This is a genomic window from Paenibacillus sp. JDR-2 (assembly GCF_000023585.1).
Lineage (GTDB): Bacteria > Bacillota > Bacilli > Paenibacillales > Paenibacillaceae > Pristimantibacillus.
The window spans coordinates 357,574-373,478 of the sequence record NC_012914.1; the positions used below are offsets into that span (position 1 = coordinate 357,574).

Genomic DNA, 15,905 nt, shown 5'->3' on the forward strand with positions numbered 1-15,905 from the left:
CTTGCGAAGAGGCTATAATGAAATGACTGGAAGTTTAATGGAGAAAGCGAAGTGAAAGCCATGCTGAATCAGGCTATGGAGCAAAGCTTAAGCAAGTTAATGACGAAGATCCTTCGACATACGCCGGAACAGTTCGGAATCAGCCTTGATCCGGAGGATGGTTCCTGCGGGATACATGTTCTACTTGAGGCGATCCAAGCTCAGCCCAAATGGGCTGGGATCACAATTGAAGATATAGAGCAGGTCGTCCGCAACTCGGAAAAGCAGCGTTTTGCCATCGAGGATGGACGTATTCGGGCAAGATATGGGCATAGTCACGATCGAGTTCAATATACAGCTGGTGAACCACCGGCAATTCTCTACCACGGCACCAACAGGAAGGCCTTGCCTTCCATCTTGGGAGAGGGGCTTCATCCGATGAACCGTCAGTATGTGCATTTGTCGGAAGGGACTCATTTTGCAACGCTGGCGGGAAGCCGCAGGGGAGAGCTAGTGATTCTGAAGATTGATACTTCGCGTGCAAAAGAAGCGGGTGTCGTCTTCTTCTTTGCAGGCAACGAAGTATGGCTGGCGGACCGTGTTCCGGCAGATTGCTGCTCGGTCTTTGAACGGGAAAAAGGGAGTAGATAACAATGACAAATTCCATTATAGATATCGGCGTGAATCTGATGCACCGTTCTTTCCATGAGGATCGTGACCAAGTGGTTGCCAGAGCGGCGGAGAACCATGTTACGCCTCTTATCATCACCGGCACTAGCTTAAGGAACAGTGTGGACGCGGCACGTTATGCCGGAACATATTCCGGGAAGCTCTATTCCACCGCTGGCGTACATCCGCATGACGCGAAGAATTGCAATGAAGAGACGATTGCGAAGCTGCGCGAGTTATCAGCCATGCCGCAGGTGGTTGCGATCGGGGAGTGCGGGCTGGATTACAATAGGGACTTCTCGCCGAGGGATGTACAGCGGAAATGGTTCGGGGAGCAGATTCGTCTGGCGCTTGAGCTGGATATGCCGTTGTTCCTTCATGAACGGGAGGCTTCGGCGGATTTTATCTGGATGCTGAAGGAGCATCGCGTGCAAAATGCCGTCGTGCATTGCTTTACCGGCACGCTGCAGGAGCTTAAGGCATATCTGGAGATGGGCTACCATATCGGGATTACGGGTTGGATTTGCGATGAGCGGAGAGGCAAGCATCTCAGAGAGCTGGTGCGGATGATTCCGCTGGACCGGCTGATGATCGAGACGGATGCGCCATTTCTGACGCCTAGGGATTTGAAGGAGAAGCCGAAAGACGGGCGGAATGAACCGGCCATTCTGCCGCATATTTTGCAGGCGGTTGCGGAGTGTATAGGGAAACCGGCGGATGAAGTGGCTCGGGCGACTACGCAGACGGCGAAAGCCTTTTTCCGCATCTAAGCATAGAAAAAAAGCGCCGGGCTTCCCTTGGCCGACGCTTCTCTTCATTTTCTTTTGTACATTTTAGCCCACTCGTTGATGATCTCAGCTCGGGTCTTTGTTAGGTCGCTTGGCCATCGGGATGTCTCCCATTCTTGAATGGCTTGTTGTTTCGTTTGGTAGAAACGGTAATCGCAAATATTCCATGGACAGTACAGCTTCCGGTACCATTTTCCGTTTGAAATATCGGCGGTGAAGCGGCGTACGGTTTTTGCGGCTTGTCTTTTAGCCCAGATGGCATTTGGTGTACTCTGTTCCGTCCATGCAGATGATTTCTTGAAACTTCTGCTCATAACTCTCTAACCTCCTTAGGGGGAAGCTAGAGGCCGTCTAAAGTCTTCATGAGTCACCTCAATTCGAAGTTTGCTGCGGTTGCCTATATTAACGCATCGATTAGGAAAATGTTTCTTGAGCGAAGGAGATGATTCGAATGAAATACTTCAAATCCAGCCTTTGGTCAGCCATTAATTCAGGCGATCCGGAAGTGCAAGAGCGAGCGAAAGCAGAGTGGAAGGTGAACGATCAGCAGTACTGGACTGAGTACTTGAGGCTAGAAGGTAGGCTGGGCAAGGAACTGTATGAATTTTTCCATACCTTCAGTTTCCATGACTATGACTTGAAGGAATACAAGCTCGTACAATCCGAAGTGCATTACGAGAAGGTCGTTGACTTGTATATCACCGTTACGGGCGTCCAGGATGAATGGACTTTGGTCTATAATAATATCAGCAGAGTTGGAATCACGATTGATCCGCCTGATTGGCTTAATCGCAGAGGTTTTGACGATTGGGGTTATGATGAATTGCTAATCGTGGATGACAAGACGCTTTCACACGAGATTCTTTTTGCTTCCGGTACCGCATTACTCGTACATTTTCCCGATAAAAAGCTCTCTGTAAAACAATTTTCCTAATGGATTCCATTGGAATTAGCTATTTCCAGAAAGATGTGGTACAATGAGTTCATAAACGTGACCTGAATTCACATTTCGTAGAGGGTTATTTTTAAACGAAGGAAATAATCCTGCACGATATGTGAATTTTTTATTGTTAGCACAAGATAAGAATGTCATGTAAATCATATACAAGGTGGTAATTGAACATGGAACAAGGTACAGTGAAATGGTTTAACGCAGAAAAAGGATTTGGCTTCATCGAAGTTGAAGGCGGCAACGATGTATTCGTACACTTCAGCGCTATCCAAGGCGACGGCTTCAAATCCCTTGACGAAGGTCAACGCGTTGAGTTCAACATCGTACAAGGCAACCGTGGTCCTCAAGCGGAAAACGTTGTAAAACTGTAGGACTTTTCGTAAAAAATGCCCCGGACTTCAAGGTTTGGGGCTTTTTTCATTATTACAGATCAGAGGAAAGAGGGATATGATGTATTCTCGGAAAAAGACGGCTGAAGAACTGCCTACTGAATTAACAGTGGTATGGTCATGCTCTAGCGAGCAATGCAAGGGATGGATGAGGGATAACTTCTCATTATCCGAAGCTCCCGTGTGCTTCTTATGCCAATCCCCGATGATCAAGGAAGAAAGAATGTTGGCTGTGGTTGCTAATACCAGCTTTAGCCATCAGAAATAGAATGACGAAAGCATCTCCCGTAAGGGAGATGCTTTTTTTATGTCCGAGCAGCCCCGCGTCCAATCCCCGCAACCATTCGCGCAATGCCGTACACCATCAAATACCCCGTACTAATGATAAAAGTCGGCGACCCTAGCACCGAGTGGATCTCGGTCATGTATATGGTATCGTCCAAAATGGTACGAGTAGCGGAAGTGGCAATAACGGTGGAAGCCAGGAAGATGGCGATGGCGGCGAGACCGCCAAAGACGGATTTGCCTATTTGGCTCCGGTAACTGATCCATCCGACAATGGCTGCGGCTATAGCTAGCCCTGCTCCGATAATAAAGATCATAACAATTCACCTCTCTTTACAGCTTGATGCAAAAAGGCGGATCTTATGCGGCAAATTGACAGTAATTATGAGAATCGTTATCATATAAGAGGATTCTTTACATAGGATGAAAGAGGCAATCCGGTGGGCCAGAGGCCTAGCGGAATAATGAAACGGAGGTCGGAGACGTTGTTCGATTTTAGTCTCGTAAAGATGTATTATCATATTTCGCCCGAAGGGGCGGAGCATCCGATTTACGATATACCGGCAACGGGCTTTTTTGATCCGGCTATCCTGAAAGAGGCGCTTCAGCGGAGCGGGGAGACGGTACAGGCGATCTCGAATGCGCTGCCGGCTTCGTTCATCGGAACGTCCCTGTGCAAGGTGAGCGTCGTACAGCTGCTGTTCGCTTCGATGTATAATCAATTACTCGATATGTATCCGGATAATATCAACTACCAGGTGGAGATGCATGACGATCATGCCCATCTAGGTTATAAAATAAAAGAGCTCCGCTCCATTCCGGTGCCAACGGAGCCCGAAGAGCGCATAGCCTTCCTGCTTCAGCATTGGGAGGAGTATTTCACGAATTTCATTACCCCTGCGATTGAAGCAATCGCTGAGGCCGGCGACTTGAAGCCGGATGCGATCTGGCAGCAATTCAGCGGTCAGCTCAAGATGACGCAGGATTTCATTGCGGATCACATGCAAATGCCTCCTCTCACGGAACAATTCCTGGCGGACGGCAAGCTGCTTGCGGAATTCCTTGATCCTGCCTTGTTCAACCGCAGACGCAATCCGTATTACCTCGCGAACCCGCGTTACGTGGAGAACCCGTATAAGCCGGAGGAGAAGTGGCTTGTTCCTTCTTCCTGCTGCATGTACGACCGCCGCGAGAACGGGACCAAATGCTATACGTGCCCGCGTATGACAAGCGACGAGCGTGAAGCGAGAAAATGCGAAATTCTCGCGGAAGCCGCCGTGCACTAATATCTTCCTCTACATAAAAGAGTATCTCCAGGTCCGGTTACCCGGAAGGAGATACTCTTTTTTTCGTTCATCCATACGTTCATCCATTATCTTCGCGTAGATAGGAATGCTCGCTATTGAGCAGCTTCTTCAGGTCCCCGCGGATGATCGTATCCTTTAATTCCCTTGGCTTGAAAGGAATTAGCGGCGATAAATAAGGAACGCCGGCACTTTTGAGCTGAGCCATGTAGATAATAACTAACGTTGTTCCTACAATGATCCCCGTGAAATCGAGGAAAGCTCCCAAGAACAGAAATAGGAATCTCAGGGTTGAAATAGCGGCGACTAGTTTGTTCAATACGAGAAAGGTTAACATGAAGGTTGCCGCGACGATGACCAAGGCGAAAGGGTGGGTCAATTTGACCTTAACCAAGGAATCCCCGATCGTAATGGTACCCACCAATGAAATCAGAATGACTAAGCTCTGCGGAAGGCGGAAGGCAATATCGATCATGGTTCTAAAAATAAAGATGAGCAAGATCATCTCAAATAGTGGGTTTATCAATACTCCCTTTGGGATGAGAACCTTTGCAAAAGCTTCTGGAAGCTCGCTTTGATGGAAATTGCATAACGCAACAAAAATGGCAGGTATATAAATCGATAACAAAAAACCTATAAACCTCGTGATTCTGTTTGTTAACCTGCCGTAACGCGTATGGTATTCATCCGGCGTTTGGATGTTGTCCGTAAATAAGGACGGAACTATAATCGCCCTCGGAGTTCCATCCACAAGAACCGCAACCCTGCCCTCGTACAAACTGGAGGCGATGCTATCCGGTCTTTCGGAGGTTTGGCTGAGCGGAAATATGCTTTTGCGGAACTCAAGCGCTTCTTCCACGATTCGTGATTCCGTGACGTATTTGACTTTAATGGCATGGAGCCGATTCTGAACGAATTGCAAGACCTGCTTATCGACAACACCGTTAAGGTACAGAATGGACACGTTGGTCTTGGCCAAGATTCCGATTTGATGGGTATCTACGCAGAAATCAGGGGTCTTAATCGCTCCCCGAAGCAAGTTGATATTCGTGGAAGCTTTTTCAGTCAGACCGATAATAGGCCCTCGTGGAGCACGTTCCGAAATCGGCTTCTCCAGACTTCGTTCTTTCCACTCGGCGACATCGACCAGGATAGCTTTCGAATATCCCTCAAGCAGCAGGACGGCTTTACCTTCGACAAGACCTTCGGATATTTCCTGGATATGAAAAGAAGACGTTGCGTCGGCAGCTTCAATGACATTGCTTCTAATATAATCAACCAGCTCGCGTTCAACGGGTGCCATATGAAGCAGGGGGCGGATAACCGATTCCTGCAGCCGTTTGCTGTCGATCAATCCTTCTATGTAGACAATTGAAGCTTTTAAATGAGCGGCTTGAATGTCCCTGATCTTCAAATCGGTTGTATGGTGGAAGCGTTGCTTGATGATCGCAAGGTTTTGGTCCAATTGCTTCTGCAGCGTTTTCGGCTCGGTGTCGGTCATGATGCAGCTCCTTTAAGCGTCAACCTGTATAGGTACAGGTTGGAGCAAACCGAACCTTATTATACGCTTCGAACCGGGAACACCGGATCAAATCAATTCGGCATCGGGAACTGCATTTGGAGCCGATGAATAAAGGTTTTGATAATCTTGGAATTGGCCTTGCTCTTCGACTGCATCCAGCCAAGCGGGACGGGCGGCGCGGTAGGCAGATCAATGTCCAGTATTTTATAGATCGGATAGTTCTGGTAATTCCCGTAGTTGAAGGAATAGTTCAACCCCAGCGTAATGGCGAGCTCATCGTCGAGAGCCTGACGGATCGCCTCCAGATTATTGGTTGTAAACAGCAGATTGGTTGCGCCGTAATTCTCGTTCAGGTGCTTGACGTACCAGTCAATATAGTCCTCATTGTAGAGGGCAAGCGGATAACGCATCAGATCCTCCGCTTTAACCCGGTCGCGCAAGGCGAGCGGGCTGTTCTTATTGACGCAGCAGGTCATGCTGACATCCATTACTTTCGTGAATTTGAGTCCTTCGACGCTAGGCTCGAGATCCTTGTAGAGGACGAGCAGACCAAGGTCGGTTTTATCCTGATGAATGCTTGTGATCATCTCCTGGGAGTGGGTCTCCGAGATCTCGATCCGGATATTCGGAAAATCTCTCTTAAACGCCGCAATCGTCTTCACCAGCAGCGACATCGGTCCCGGAATCGTAGCGATGCGCAGCTCGCCGCTGATCGTATTGGTGAAGCTTTGCGCTTCCTCGCGCAGCTCCCGCACTTTTTCGATAATCTCGCTGGCTTTCTCGATCAGAATGATGCCTTCTGCCGTAGGGAAGGTCCCGTGCCTGGAGCGGGTGAACAGCTTCACGCCAAGCTCGGTCTCCAGATGCGTAATGGATTGGCTGATCGCAGGCAGCGTGACATGCAGGTTGTTGGAAGCGGCCGAGATCGACTTAACCTTGGCGACTTCCAGGATATATTCCAATTGGTCAATATTCATGGTGGACGATCGTTCCTTCATTTTTATTTAACATACCGTAAATTTAACTAAATTTATTATTACACTAAACCGTCCTATACTTGAATTGTAAGTTAATTCATTATTCGTTTCGCGCAACGCAATATAGAGACAAGGATGGTGCTTGGTTATGCGTCTGAAAGGCAAAGTAGCGATTATTACAGGTGCGGGTACCGGGATTGGCAAATCGACGGCGCTTCGTTTTGCGAAAGAGGGAGCGAAGGTTGTCGTAACGGATATTAATGAAGCTAGCGTGCAGCAGACGGCCGATGAGGTGAAAAAACTTGGCGGCGAAGCGATCGCGATCCCCCATGATGTAGGCAGCGAGGACAATTGGATCCAGGTTGTGGACGAGGCGGTTAAGACCTTCGGAACAATTGACGTGTTGTTCAATAACGCCGGCATTTACGTGATCAAGCCGCTGTTTGACACAACGGTGGAGGATTGGAACCGCCTGATGAACATCAACGTGACCAGCGTCTTCCTCGGCATGAAGCATGTCATTCCGGTTATGCTGAAGCAGCAGCGCGGTTCGGTCATTAATGCTTCGTCCATCGCGGGTATCGGCGGTTCGCCGAACCATGCGTTATATGGCGCAAGCAAAGGCGCGGTGAGGACGATGACGAAGGATGTGGCAATGGAATTTGCCACGCAGGGCGTACGGGTCAACTCGATTCATCCGGGGTACATTAATACGGCTATGGTTGATTATGCAGCGGCAACAACAAAGCGTGACAAAGCCGAGCTTGGGCAAGCCGTTTCTCCTATTGGCCGAGTAGGCAGCGTGGATGAGGTATCGAATCTCGTCTTGTTCCTGGCTTCGGAAGAATCTTCATACATGACGGGTACCGAAATGGTTATCGACGGCGGCGCGATGGCTCGCTAAGCAATTATTTATTCTTTGATAAGAGGTGGCTATAACGATGCGTTTTGACAACAAAGTAGCAATCGTAACCGGCGGAGCTAGCGGCATTGGGGAAGCGACCGTTCGCGCATTCGCTGCTGAAGGCGCGAAGGTTGTTATTGCGGACTTCTCGGACCGCGGCACGACGGTATCCGAAGAGCTGAACAGTGAGGGCTTTGATACCTTATTCGTAAAAACAAACGTAGCCGACGAAGCAAGCGTCAAGGCGATGGTTGCCGCAACGGTGAAAAAATACGGCAAGCTGGATATCTTGTTCGCGAATGCCGGGATTGGCGCGCAAGGCGTTACCCATGAGTTGTCGATGAAGGACTGGCAGCGCATGATTGATATCAACCTGACAGGTGTTTTCTTGTGCGATAAGTATGCGATTGACCAGATGCTGAAGCAGGGCACTGGCGGGGCGGTCGTGAACTGCGGTTCGATTCACAGCCATGTGGCCCGCAACACCATTCCGGCTTATTCGGCGGCAAAAGGCGGCGTGAAGCTGTTGACGCAAAGCACTGCGATTGCTTATGCGCAGCAAAATATCCGCGTGAACGCAGTTTGCCCGGGCTATATCGATACGCCGCTTATTCAAGGCGGCAGCGAAGAGGCGCGCCAATATCTGATCAACCTGCATCCCATGGGCCGCCTCGGCACGCCGGAGGAGATAGCCAAATCCGTTCTTTTCCTCGCGAGCGAAGATGCATCCTTCATCACGGGAACAACGCTAACCGTAGACGGCGGTTATACGGCGCAATAAGCAGCAAACGGCAGATCTGGAAAGAGGCTGCCTCAAAAGAGGCTCGCTAGAAAAAGGCTCGCATAATTGTTTGAGCATTTTCAAACAGGTTTAATGCGCAGACTGCTGTTTGGCCCAGATAAAAGTTCCTTTTTTTCATTTTCATGTCTTTATAGGACACCTCCTTTTAAAAAGGCAGTTTTTGAATCTGACTCCCGGGATGGTACAATAGTCCAAGAACTTGAAATTCGAGGAGTTGTCGTAACAATGAGCGAACCGAATCAAAAAGAGTTAGTGAACTATCTGGCGGAGAAAACCAAGGTAGCGGCTGAAACGATCAGTCTGGTGCTGAAGCATGAGCAGGCTTTTATCGATAAGGCGCAAAGCACGGCGAAAGGCCAAGTTATCGATATCGACAGCGACGAGCTGGTCGATTATGTGCTGAAGCAGCGCGATGTGAAGCTGGACGAAGTGACGGTCGAGAAAATTCTCGATACGGAGATGGATTATCTCGTCGAGAACGGCTTTGCGGAGTATGAAGACTAAACTAAGCTGCATAACAAAGAAGGCCATCTAGCCCATTTGGGGCAAGATGGCTTTTTTTATCGGCCTATTATTGCGGTACAGCGGTTTTCTCGCTGTCTACAGGAACTGGGCGGGCTTGATCGAGCTCTACTGCGGAAGCAGCCTTGCGGGCCAGCATCCGGTCGTAATAAGGCATAAGCCTTGAAGAGACGAAGGCCACGATTGGCGCGGTGAGGATAACGCCGATACTGCCGGTCATGCCTTGCAGCACTTCGATGGTGACGAGGTTCATATTGACGAGCTGGTCATAAGGCACCTTGTACGCATAGAGGACAAGCAGGGACATAAGCGATGAACCGGTGAAGGCGAGAATCAAGGTTGTTGCCATCGTCCCCATCATATCGCGGCCTACGTTCATGCCGGCAAGGAACAAGGCTCGTGGCCCAAGCTCGCGATTCGTTGTGTACACCTCATGGACGGCCGATGCGATGGAGATGCCTAAATCCATAATGGCTCCTAGCGCGGCGATAATGACCCCGGCGAAGAGAAGGCCTTCGACCTTCATGCCTGTATCGTCGGCGATAATGAGGAGCGTCTCGGAATCATTTGTATTAAATCCGGAGATATGAAGCAGATGTCCGGCTAAGGCGGCTACGCCGCCAGCCAGAATAACGCCAATCATCGTGCCGATAATGGCAGACAGTGACTTGGAGCTCCAGCCGTCTAGCAGCAGCAGCGTCGCAATAATGGTTGTGGTCACGACGATTATCGCTGCGAGCATCGGCGAGTAGCCTCGATACAGCATGGGCAGGAAGAGGAAGATGATACTGCTGAAGGTAAAGAGGAGGGCAACAGCCGACTTCAGCCCCTTTTTGCCTCCGATTGCCCATAAAATAGCCAGAAAAATCGCGATCATGCCATAGAGATAAGGCGCGCGGTAATAGTTGTAGATCGTCACATTGAAATGGGAGGCATTGGCCGTTGAGATGTTCACGACAAGCTTCGTGCCTACCTTTGCGTGAATGTTAAACATGGTACTGAGGTAGTTGGTCACCGGCAAAATATCACCCTTGTGCTCGCCGGACAATACTTTAATCTTTAGCTCTTGCGTACCCCTATACAGCCCTTCGATATTCGCATCCTTCTCGAGCTGTTCCTTCGTAATCTCCACGACCCGTGCTTTCTCGTAGCGTTCATAGCCGCTGCCTAGCTGCTCATTAAACGTGAATTCATCCATCCGGTTGAACTGATATACCGAAGCTGCAAATATGATCAGCAATGCGATAAATACGCCTGTCCGAAATCTGGGCTGCGCCATTTTGCTCCAAAATACGTTCACTGAAGTTTTCCCTCCGTGTCCTTCGATCTTGTCCCCATCATAATAATGAATTGTTAATTAGGTATTAATTTACAATTAATTTAAGGAATAAACCAATTCCATTAACAATTTACCTATACGATAAGACAAGATTAGACATGAACTGGAGGTTATTTCGACTATGAACCGTAAGAGGATCCGCCGGCTGCTTGCGGCAAGCATGCTGGGACTGTTCCTGCTCGTTGCCGGATTAGGCGGGGGTACAGCCGCATTAGCGCATAGCGGCAACAGCGTTGCGTACTCCGATATTGGACTGCAGGACGGCTCCATTGCTTATGATCTTCGGATCGATATGTACGATCTTCGTCTTGCCGTCGCGCCGAATGATCCGGACGTCGGCGATTTTTCGCCGGAAGTGCTGCAGAAATTCGTTACCGAGCATAAGGACGATGTGGAGAATTACCTTTTGGACAAAATCCATCTGTATGCGGACAGCCTGCCGCTGGACGGTTCCTTGCTGACGCTGGAAGCAACGGTAGCGCGGGATCAGCCGTATGCGGAAGCGATCCTTCGCTTCGATCTTTCGGGCAAGCCCGAGCATTTCGTGCTCGACTACCAGCCTATCTACGACGACGTGGATCAATGGCACATGAATTACGTGACGCTGGACCTTAAGCAGGACGGCAGCGATAAGCAAAGCTATGTCCTGAACTTCGACAAACGGGAAGTGGAGCTCGGGAAAATCAGTCTGCTCCGCGCGGTGAAGCAGTTCTTCATCCTTGGCATCGAGCATCTTATTACGGGTTATGACCATATCTTGTTCGTGCTTAGCCTATTGATCGGCGCTCGTTCGATTAAGCAGATTCTTGGCGTCGTAACGGCATTTACCGCGGCTCATACGGTAACGCTCCTGCTGGCCGGCTTTGGCGTCATTAATCTGCCGGGCAAGCTGGTCGAGTCGGTTATCGCGCTTAGCATTATATACGTTGCCTTGAACAGCATCCTGAACAAAAATGCGAGCAAGCATAATCTGTTCCTGGCTTTTGGCTTTGGTCTGATTCATGGGTGCGGATTTGCGGCTACTCTATCGGAGATGAGGCTGGACGGGGGGCAAATGGCGGCGTCGCTGCTGACGTTTAACGTTGGCATCGAGTTTGGTCAGCTAATGATCGTATTGCTGCTGTATCCGGTTATTCATTATGCCCGCAGGATCCGTTGGACCATGCCGGCAATGTCGGCGACGATTTCGGTGTTTGGTCTGATCTGGCTGATTCAGCGTGCTTTTCTATAGACGGAATTTGCGCTGCGGTATGTATAGGTTTCATGAAGGTACGACAAAAGTTTACAAATACTTCACCATGAGGATAACATTGTCAAAACATTTAACCACTAAGGTTTTTATGATGCCTTAGATAGACAAGCTCCACAGGTCAAGGCAATCAAAAAGTGGGAGGGTATTACATTGTTTAACGTTTTGAAGCAACAAAAAGGCGTGCGCAAAGGACTGTACTCCGTACTGGTCGCTTCTGTACTCGCTACGTCACTGACGGCAACGCTGGTTAATGCGGCGGATGAGCCGGGCACAGGTGTCAGCACGCAAGCGGTTGATCCGTACGCGGTGAGCAACGTTATGCTTAATCCGGGCGCAGACGAATCGCAGGTCAACCTGACTTGGTATTCGGCAGCTACGCAGCCGGTAGGCACTGTTGTTCAGATCGCGAAGAAAGCGGATGTGGTTGACGGCGTATTCCCAGTTGCAACGGCTGCTTCGTTTAACGGTACATCCTCGGCTGCGGTGACGGGCTTTTTCTCCAACAAAGCTACGATCACGGGACTTCAGGAATCGACCGATTATGTATACCGCGTAGGTGACGGTCTGGACGAGCATTGGAGCACGGCTTACAACTTCAGCACGAAAGACTCCCATGATTTCAGCGTTATGTTCGTAGGTGACCCGCAGATCGGTGCAGGCGGCAACGCGGTAACGGATGGTGCCGGCTGGGCGAACACGCTGAACAAAGCAACCCAAATGTTCCCGGATATGAGCTACATCATGTCGGCAGGCGACCAAGTGAATACGGCGTCCAGCGAGACGGAATATACGAACTTCCTGAATCCTTCGCAGCTGCGCAACCTGCCGGTTGCAACCGTTGTTGGCAACCATGACGGTGCGGTAAACTACAAGTACCACTACAACCAGCCGAACGAGTCGGCTCAATACGGCACGACCGTTGCCGGCGGCGACTACTACTATACGTACGGCGAGACGCTCTTCATGGTCCTCAACTCCAACTCGTCGAACAGCGCTTCCCATGAAGCGTTCATGAAGGATGCTATTGCAGCGAACCCGAACGCAAGATGGAAAATCGTAACCTTCCACCACTCGATCTATAGCGCGGCAAGCCATGCGACGGATACGGAAATTCTGAATCTGCGTAAAGTGCTCTTCCCGGTATTTGATCAGCTGAAGATTGACCTCGTCTTTATGGGTCATGACCACTCTTACGTAAAAACGTACCAAATGGAAGGCGACCAAGCGATCAAAGGCCAATCGATGGATAACGGCGTATTCGTTAACCCGAAAGGCATTATGTACCTGACTGCGAACTCCGCTTCCGGCAGTAAGTACTACGATTTGAAAACAACGCTGAACGACTACTACTCCGATGTGAAGAGCCAGCTGAAGGTTCCAACCTTCTCGATGATCAACATCGACCACAACTCGATTTCCGTAGATACTTACCGCACGGACACAATGGCTAAAGTGGACACTTACACTATGGTTCACACGGACATGTCGGGTATTGAAGTAACAGCTCCGGCGAAAAAGAACTATGCGGTAGGCGAGCTTCTGGATACAACGGGCTTGGCTGTCAGCAAAATCAACCTCGACGGCTCCAAAACGGCTTTGCCGCTTGACCAAGTAACCATCACTGGCTTTGACTCCGCAACAAAAGGCACGAAGCATGTCACGGTTACTTATACCATTGCCGGCGTCCCTTACACAGGTACGTTTGATGTGGTAGTCGGCACGATGGTGAAGATTTACGCGAAGAAAGATACGATTATCAAAGAGGAAAGTCCGGGGGCGGAGTTCTATCTGGCTCTTGGTAAATCCGACAAGGTTAACGTGCTTGATGTAACGTTCAAGTTTGATTCAACGAAATTCACGTTTGATCCGGCGACAGGGGCGGAGCTTCTGGACAAAACAAACGGCTTCCTGCAGGCGAATGAAGTCGAGCCGGGAACGGTTCGTGTGATCGCCGGCTTCCAGGAGCATCCGATTACGCTTACCGAATTTACGGATATGATCAAGCTGACGTTCAAGCCGGTTAATCCGGATGTCGACAACGTTCAAGCGGATGTCCAACTTGATAATGTTGTCGTGAACACCAGCTCGGAAAATACCGATTTAGACGCAATCTTCGATAAATTGCCATCCTCGATCCTGATCCGTTCCTACAAAGATATTACGGACCTGTTCAAAGACGGCAAGCTGACTTCGGCCGACTTGTCGGTCGCAATCGATCATTACCGCGCTAGCTCGACGGACACTGACTGGGCGAATGCGAAGCTGGCGGACGTGAACTTCGACGGCAAGGTCGATTTGACGGATTTCACGATTATTATTCTTCATATTTTCCAAGGCAAGTAAGCACTAATCTGCAGCGGGAAAAGGCGCCTCGCCGCCTTTTCCTGTATTTTAAACCCATGAGGAGTTCATGATGATGAAAAAGAAATTGTTGGCAGGTCTACTCTTTATCTGCTTCCTGGTTCTCCCGTTTAACGCTTTGGCTTTTGCGGCCGATTCTTCTACGGTTCAATTCTCGAAGCAAGCGATCGAAGTTGACAAGAATGCCTCCTCCTTCACGGTTGATCTTGTTCTGAACTCGCAGACTCCTTTCGGCAGCGCGGAGTTTGGAATCAAGACAGACAGCCATGTGCAGTTAAAATCGGTTACTTATTCGCAAGCAATTGGCAGTGCCTCGCAAGTATCCATTAAAGAGAAGAACGGCATCAGTTATTTCGGATTCTTTGATACATCGAACCATTTCTCGGGAAGCTTTACGGCTTGTACGCTTACCTTTACTTACACGGACAGCGCGGCTGCCGTTGTTACCTTGGCGGAGACGACTCTGACCAGATTGACCGGAACGGGCGGGGCCACCAGCGAGAGCCTCACTCCTAATCAAACGTTGCAAATTACGCGATCAGCTTCGAATACACCGGGCGGGGGCACAACCGATCCGGGCAATGGCGGGAATACAGGCACAGGCAATACAGGTGGATCGGATAACGTTTACACGCAAGTCATCGACAATACGAAAGCTCTGGAAGCTCTAGAGCATGCGGCTCCGAACAGCCAGAACGTTAAAACCATCTCCTTCGAAGTGAAGAGCACGGATGTAGGCGGCGCGAAGGAAATTGCGTTCCAGTTGCCATACTCTCTGTTTAACGCCGACGAGAAACGCCAGGTTGAGATCAATACGCCGTTTGGTACGGTTACCATTCCGGATCATGTCATTCCGGCCGGCCAGCTTGGTTCGGCGCAAAGCCTGACGCTTCGTATTAAGCAGGTCGATCCGGCTTCCTTGCCGGCTTCCGCCCAGCAGCAAGTAGGCAGCCGCCCTGTGCTGGAGCTGCATTTTGAACTGGATGGCAAAGCGATTGAATGGAAGAACGAGCAGGCGCCTGTTCAGGTCGTGCTTCCGTACACATTGTCCGCTACAGAGAAAGTAAACGCGGATCTGATTGTTGCCGCTTATATCGACAGCAACGGTAAGCTGCAGATTGTACCGACAGGACGTTTCCACGCGGAAGACGGTGAAATGAGCTTCTCCACAACGCATTTCAGCTTATACACGATTGTGAACAGCAGCAAAGCTTTCAAGGACACGACGTCCTCGTGGGCACGCCAAGACATTGAAGCGTTGGCGATCCGCGGCATTATTAACGGCACAACCGCCGACACGTTCTCGCCAAACGCTAATATTACGAGAGCGGACTTCACGAAGCTGCTGGTAGGCGTACTCGCCAAGCATGCGGAGTCGACTGGCGCGGGCTTCAAGGACGTTACGTCCAAAGCTTACTACTATGATGCGGTTATGACCGCTCAAGCGCTTGGTCTTGCAAGCGGCTCGGGTGACGGCAAGTTTAATCCGGGTGCATCGATCTCCCGCCAGGATATGATGGTGCTGCTCGACCGTGCCTTTACGGCAGCCGGTCATCCGCTGAAGGAGACGGCATCGCTGCCTGGCTACAAGGATGCCGCCAAGGTAGCGGCTTACGCGAAGCCAAGCGTAGAGAAGCTGATTGCTTCGGGTATTATTAACGGCAGCAACGGTTATCTGACTCCTCAGAACAACTTGACCCGCGCTGAGGCGGCTAAGGTTCTTCATTTGTTGTATAACGAGCTTTATTAAGATGGATGGAGTCCATTACAATCAACCTTTTTGGACGATAGTGGTTCATTCCGGGTTTATTTGCTGGAATGAATCCAACATAGCGTAAAAGATGCGCCTTTCAGTCCGAT

At 49.9% G+C, this 15,905-nt stretch carries 17 protein-coding genes; 12 read left to right on the forward strand and 5 right to left on the reverse strand.

Features of this window, described 5'->3' with window-relative positions:
• The first annotated feature begins 60 nt into the window (after nucleotides 1-60).
• On the forward strand, nucleotides 61-630 hold the full coding sequence (locus tag PJDR2_RS01655; protein ID WP_041613790.1) for an RNA 2'-phosphotransferase: 570 nt from the start codon (nucleotides 61-63) through the stop codon (nucleotides 628-630).
• A gap of 2 nt (nucleotides 631-632) precedes the next feature.
• Nucleotides 633-1,418 carry a TatD family hydrolase gene (locus PJDR2_RS01660; RefSeq protein ID WP_012772301.1) on the forward strand — a complete coding sequence of 262 codons (786 nt, stop codon included), beginning with the start codon at nucleotides 633-635 and terminating at the stop codon, nucleotides 1,416-1,418.
• Between the two features lie 44 nt (nucleotides 1,419-1,462).
• Here PJDR2_RS01660 and PJDR2_RS01665 read toward each other — a convergent pair whose 3' ends face one another.
• Complete coding sequence (locus PJDR2_RS01665) at nucleotides 1,463-1,750, reverse strand: hypothetical protein (RefSeq protein WP_012772302.1); 288 nt, start codon at nucleotides 1,748-1,750, stop codon at nucleotides 1,463-1,465.
• Between the two features lie 137 nt (nucleotides 1,751-1,887).
• Here PJDR2_RS01665 and PJDR2_RS01670 point away from each other — a divergent pair, with 137 nt between their 5' ends.
• The 3 genes from PJDR2_RS01670 (at nucleotide 1,888) to PJDR2_RS32295 (ending at nucleotide 3,045) form a co-directional block, all read left to right on the forward strand.
• On the forward strand, nucleotides 1,888-2,370 hold the full coding sequence (locus tag PJDR2_RS01670; RefSeq protein WP_012772303.1) for a hypothetical protein: 483 nt from the start codon (nucleotides 1,888-1,890) through the stop codon (nucleotides 2,368-2,370).
• 188 nt (nucleotides 2,371-2,558) lie between these two features.
• Complete coding sequence (locus PJDR2_RS01675; RefSeq protein ID WP_012772304.1) at nucleotides 2,559-2,759, forward strand: cold-shock protein; 201 nt, start codon at nucleotides 2,559-2,561, stop codon at nucleotides 2,757-2,759.
• A 79-nt stretch (nucleotides 2,760-2,838) separates the two neighbouring features.
• On the forward strand, nucleotides 2,839-3,045 hold the full coding sequence (locus PJDR2_RS32295) for a cold-shock protein (RefSeq protein ID WP_308443831.1): 207 nt from the start codon (nucleotides 2,839-2,841) through the stop codon (nucleotides 3,043-3,045).
• A 37-nt stretch (nucleotides 3,046-3,082) separates the two neighbouring features.
• Here PJDR2_RS32295 and PJDR2_RS01680 read toward each other — a convergent pair whose 3' ends face one another.
• Nucleotides 3,083-3,379, reverse strand: a complete 297-nt coding sequence (locus tag PJDR2_RS01680) for a hypothetical protein (protein WP_012772306.1) — start codon at nucleotides 3,377-3,379, stop codon at nucleotides 3,083-3,085.
• A gap of 147 nt (nucleotides 3,380-3,526) precedes the next feature.
• Here PJDR2_RS01680 and PJDR2_RS01685 point away from each other — a divergent pair, with 147 nt between their 5' ends.
• Nucleotides 3,527-4,348: a (2Fe-2S)-binding protein gene (locus PJDR2_RS01685; protein WP_012772307.1), complete on the forward strand. Its 822-nt coding sequence runs from the start codon at nucleotides 3,527-3,529 to the stop codon at nucleotides 4,346-4,348.
• 79 nt (nucleotides 4,349-4,427) lie between these two features.
• Here the strand turns inward: PJDR2_RS01685 and PJDR2_RS01690 are convergent, their stop codons facing one another.
• Entirely contained in the window at nucleotides 4,428-5,867 is a 1,440-nt protein-coding gene (locus PJDR2_RS01690) for a spore germination protein (RefSeq protein WP_012772308.1), read from the reverse strand.
• A 92-nt stretch (nucleotides 5,868-5,959) separates the two neighbouring features.
• A complete protein-coding gene (locus tag PJDR2_RS01695; protein ID WP_012772309.1) occupies nucleotides 5,960-6,865 on the reverse strand; it encodes a LysR family transcriptional regulator in 906 nt (301 codons plus the stop codon).
• Nucleotides 6,866-7,013: 148 nt separating this feature from the next.
• On the opposite strand from PJDR2_RS01695, the gene PJDR2_RS01700 reads away from it, so the two are divergent.
• The 3 genes from PJDR2_RS01700 (at nucleotide 7,014) to PJDR2_RS01710 (ending at nucleotide 9,075) form a co-directional block, all read left to right on the forward strand.
• Complete coding sequence (locus tag PJDR2_RS01700; RefSeq protein WP_012772310.1) at nucleotides 7,014-7,769, forward strand: SDR family NAD(P)-dependent oxidoreductase; 756 nt, start codon at nucleotides 7,014-7,016, stop codon at nucleotides 7,767-7,769.
• Nucleotides 7,770-7,806: 37 nt separating this feature from the next.
• Entirely contained in the window at nucleotides 7,807-8,550 is a 744-nt protein-coding gene (locus PJDR2_RS01705; protein ID WP_012772311.1) for an SDR family NAD(P)-dependent oxidoreductase, read from the forward strand.
• Between the two features lie 246 nt (nucleotides 8,551-8,796).
• Nucleotides 8,797-9,075: a hypothetical protein gene (locus tag PJDR2_RS01710; RefSeq protein WP_012772312.1), complete on the forward strand. Its 279-nt coding sequence runs from the start codon at nucleotides 8,797-8,799 to the stop codon at nucleotides 9,073-9,075.
• Between the two features lie 67 nt (nucleotides 9,076-9,142).
• Here PJDR2_RS01710 and PJDR2_RS01715 read toward each other — a convergent pair whose 3' ends face one another.
• Nucleotides 9,143-10,393 (reverse strand): YibE/F family protein, encoded by a 1,251-nt coding sequence (locus PJDR2_RS01715; protein WP_012772313.1) that lies wholly within the window; start codon nucleotides 10,391-10,393, stop codon nucleotides 9,143-9,145.
• A gap of 160 nt (nucleotides 10,394-10,553) precedes the next feature.
• Here PJDR2_RS01715 and PJDR2_RS01720 point away from each other — a divergent pair, with 160 nt between their 5' ends.
• The 3 genes from PJDR2_RS01720 to PJDR2_RS01730 all read left to right on the forward strand — a co-directional run bounded on the left by PJDR2_RS01720 (nucleotide 10,554) and on the right by PJDR2_RS01730 (nucleotide 15,795).
• Complete coding sequence (locus PJDR2_RS01720) at nucleotides 10,554-11,663, forward strand: HupE/UreJ family protein (protein ID WP_012772314.1); 1,110 nt, start codon at nucleotides 10,554-10,556, stop codon at nucleotides 11,661-11,663.
• A 171-nt stretch (nucleotides 11,664-11,834) separates the two neighbouring features.
• A complete protein-coding gene (locus PJDR2_RS31650; protein WP_012772315.1) occupies nucleotides 11,835-14,027 on the forward strand; it encodes a metallophosphoesterase in 2,193 nt (730 codons plus the stop codon).
• Between the two features lie 73 nt (nucleotides 14,028-14,100).
• Nucleotides 14,101-15,795 carry an S-layer homology domain-containing protein gene (locus tag PJDR2_RS01730; RefSeq protein ID WP_041613251.1) on the forward strand — a complete coding sequence of 565 codons (1,695 nt, stop codon included), beginning with the start codon at nucleotides 14,101-14,103 and terminating at the stop codon, nucleotides 15,793-15,795.
• Nucleotides 15,796-15,905 lie beyond the last annotated feature (110 nt).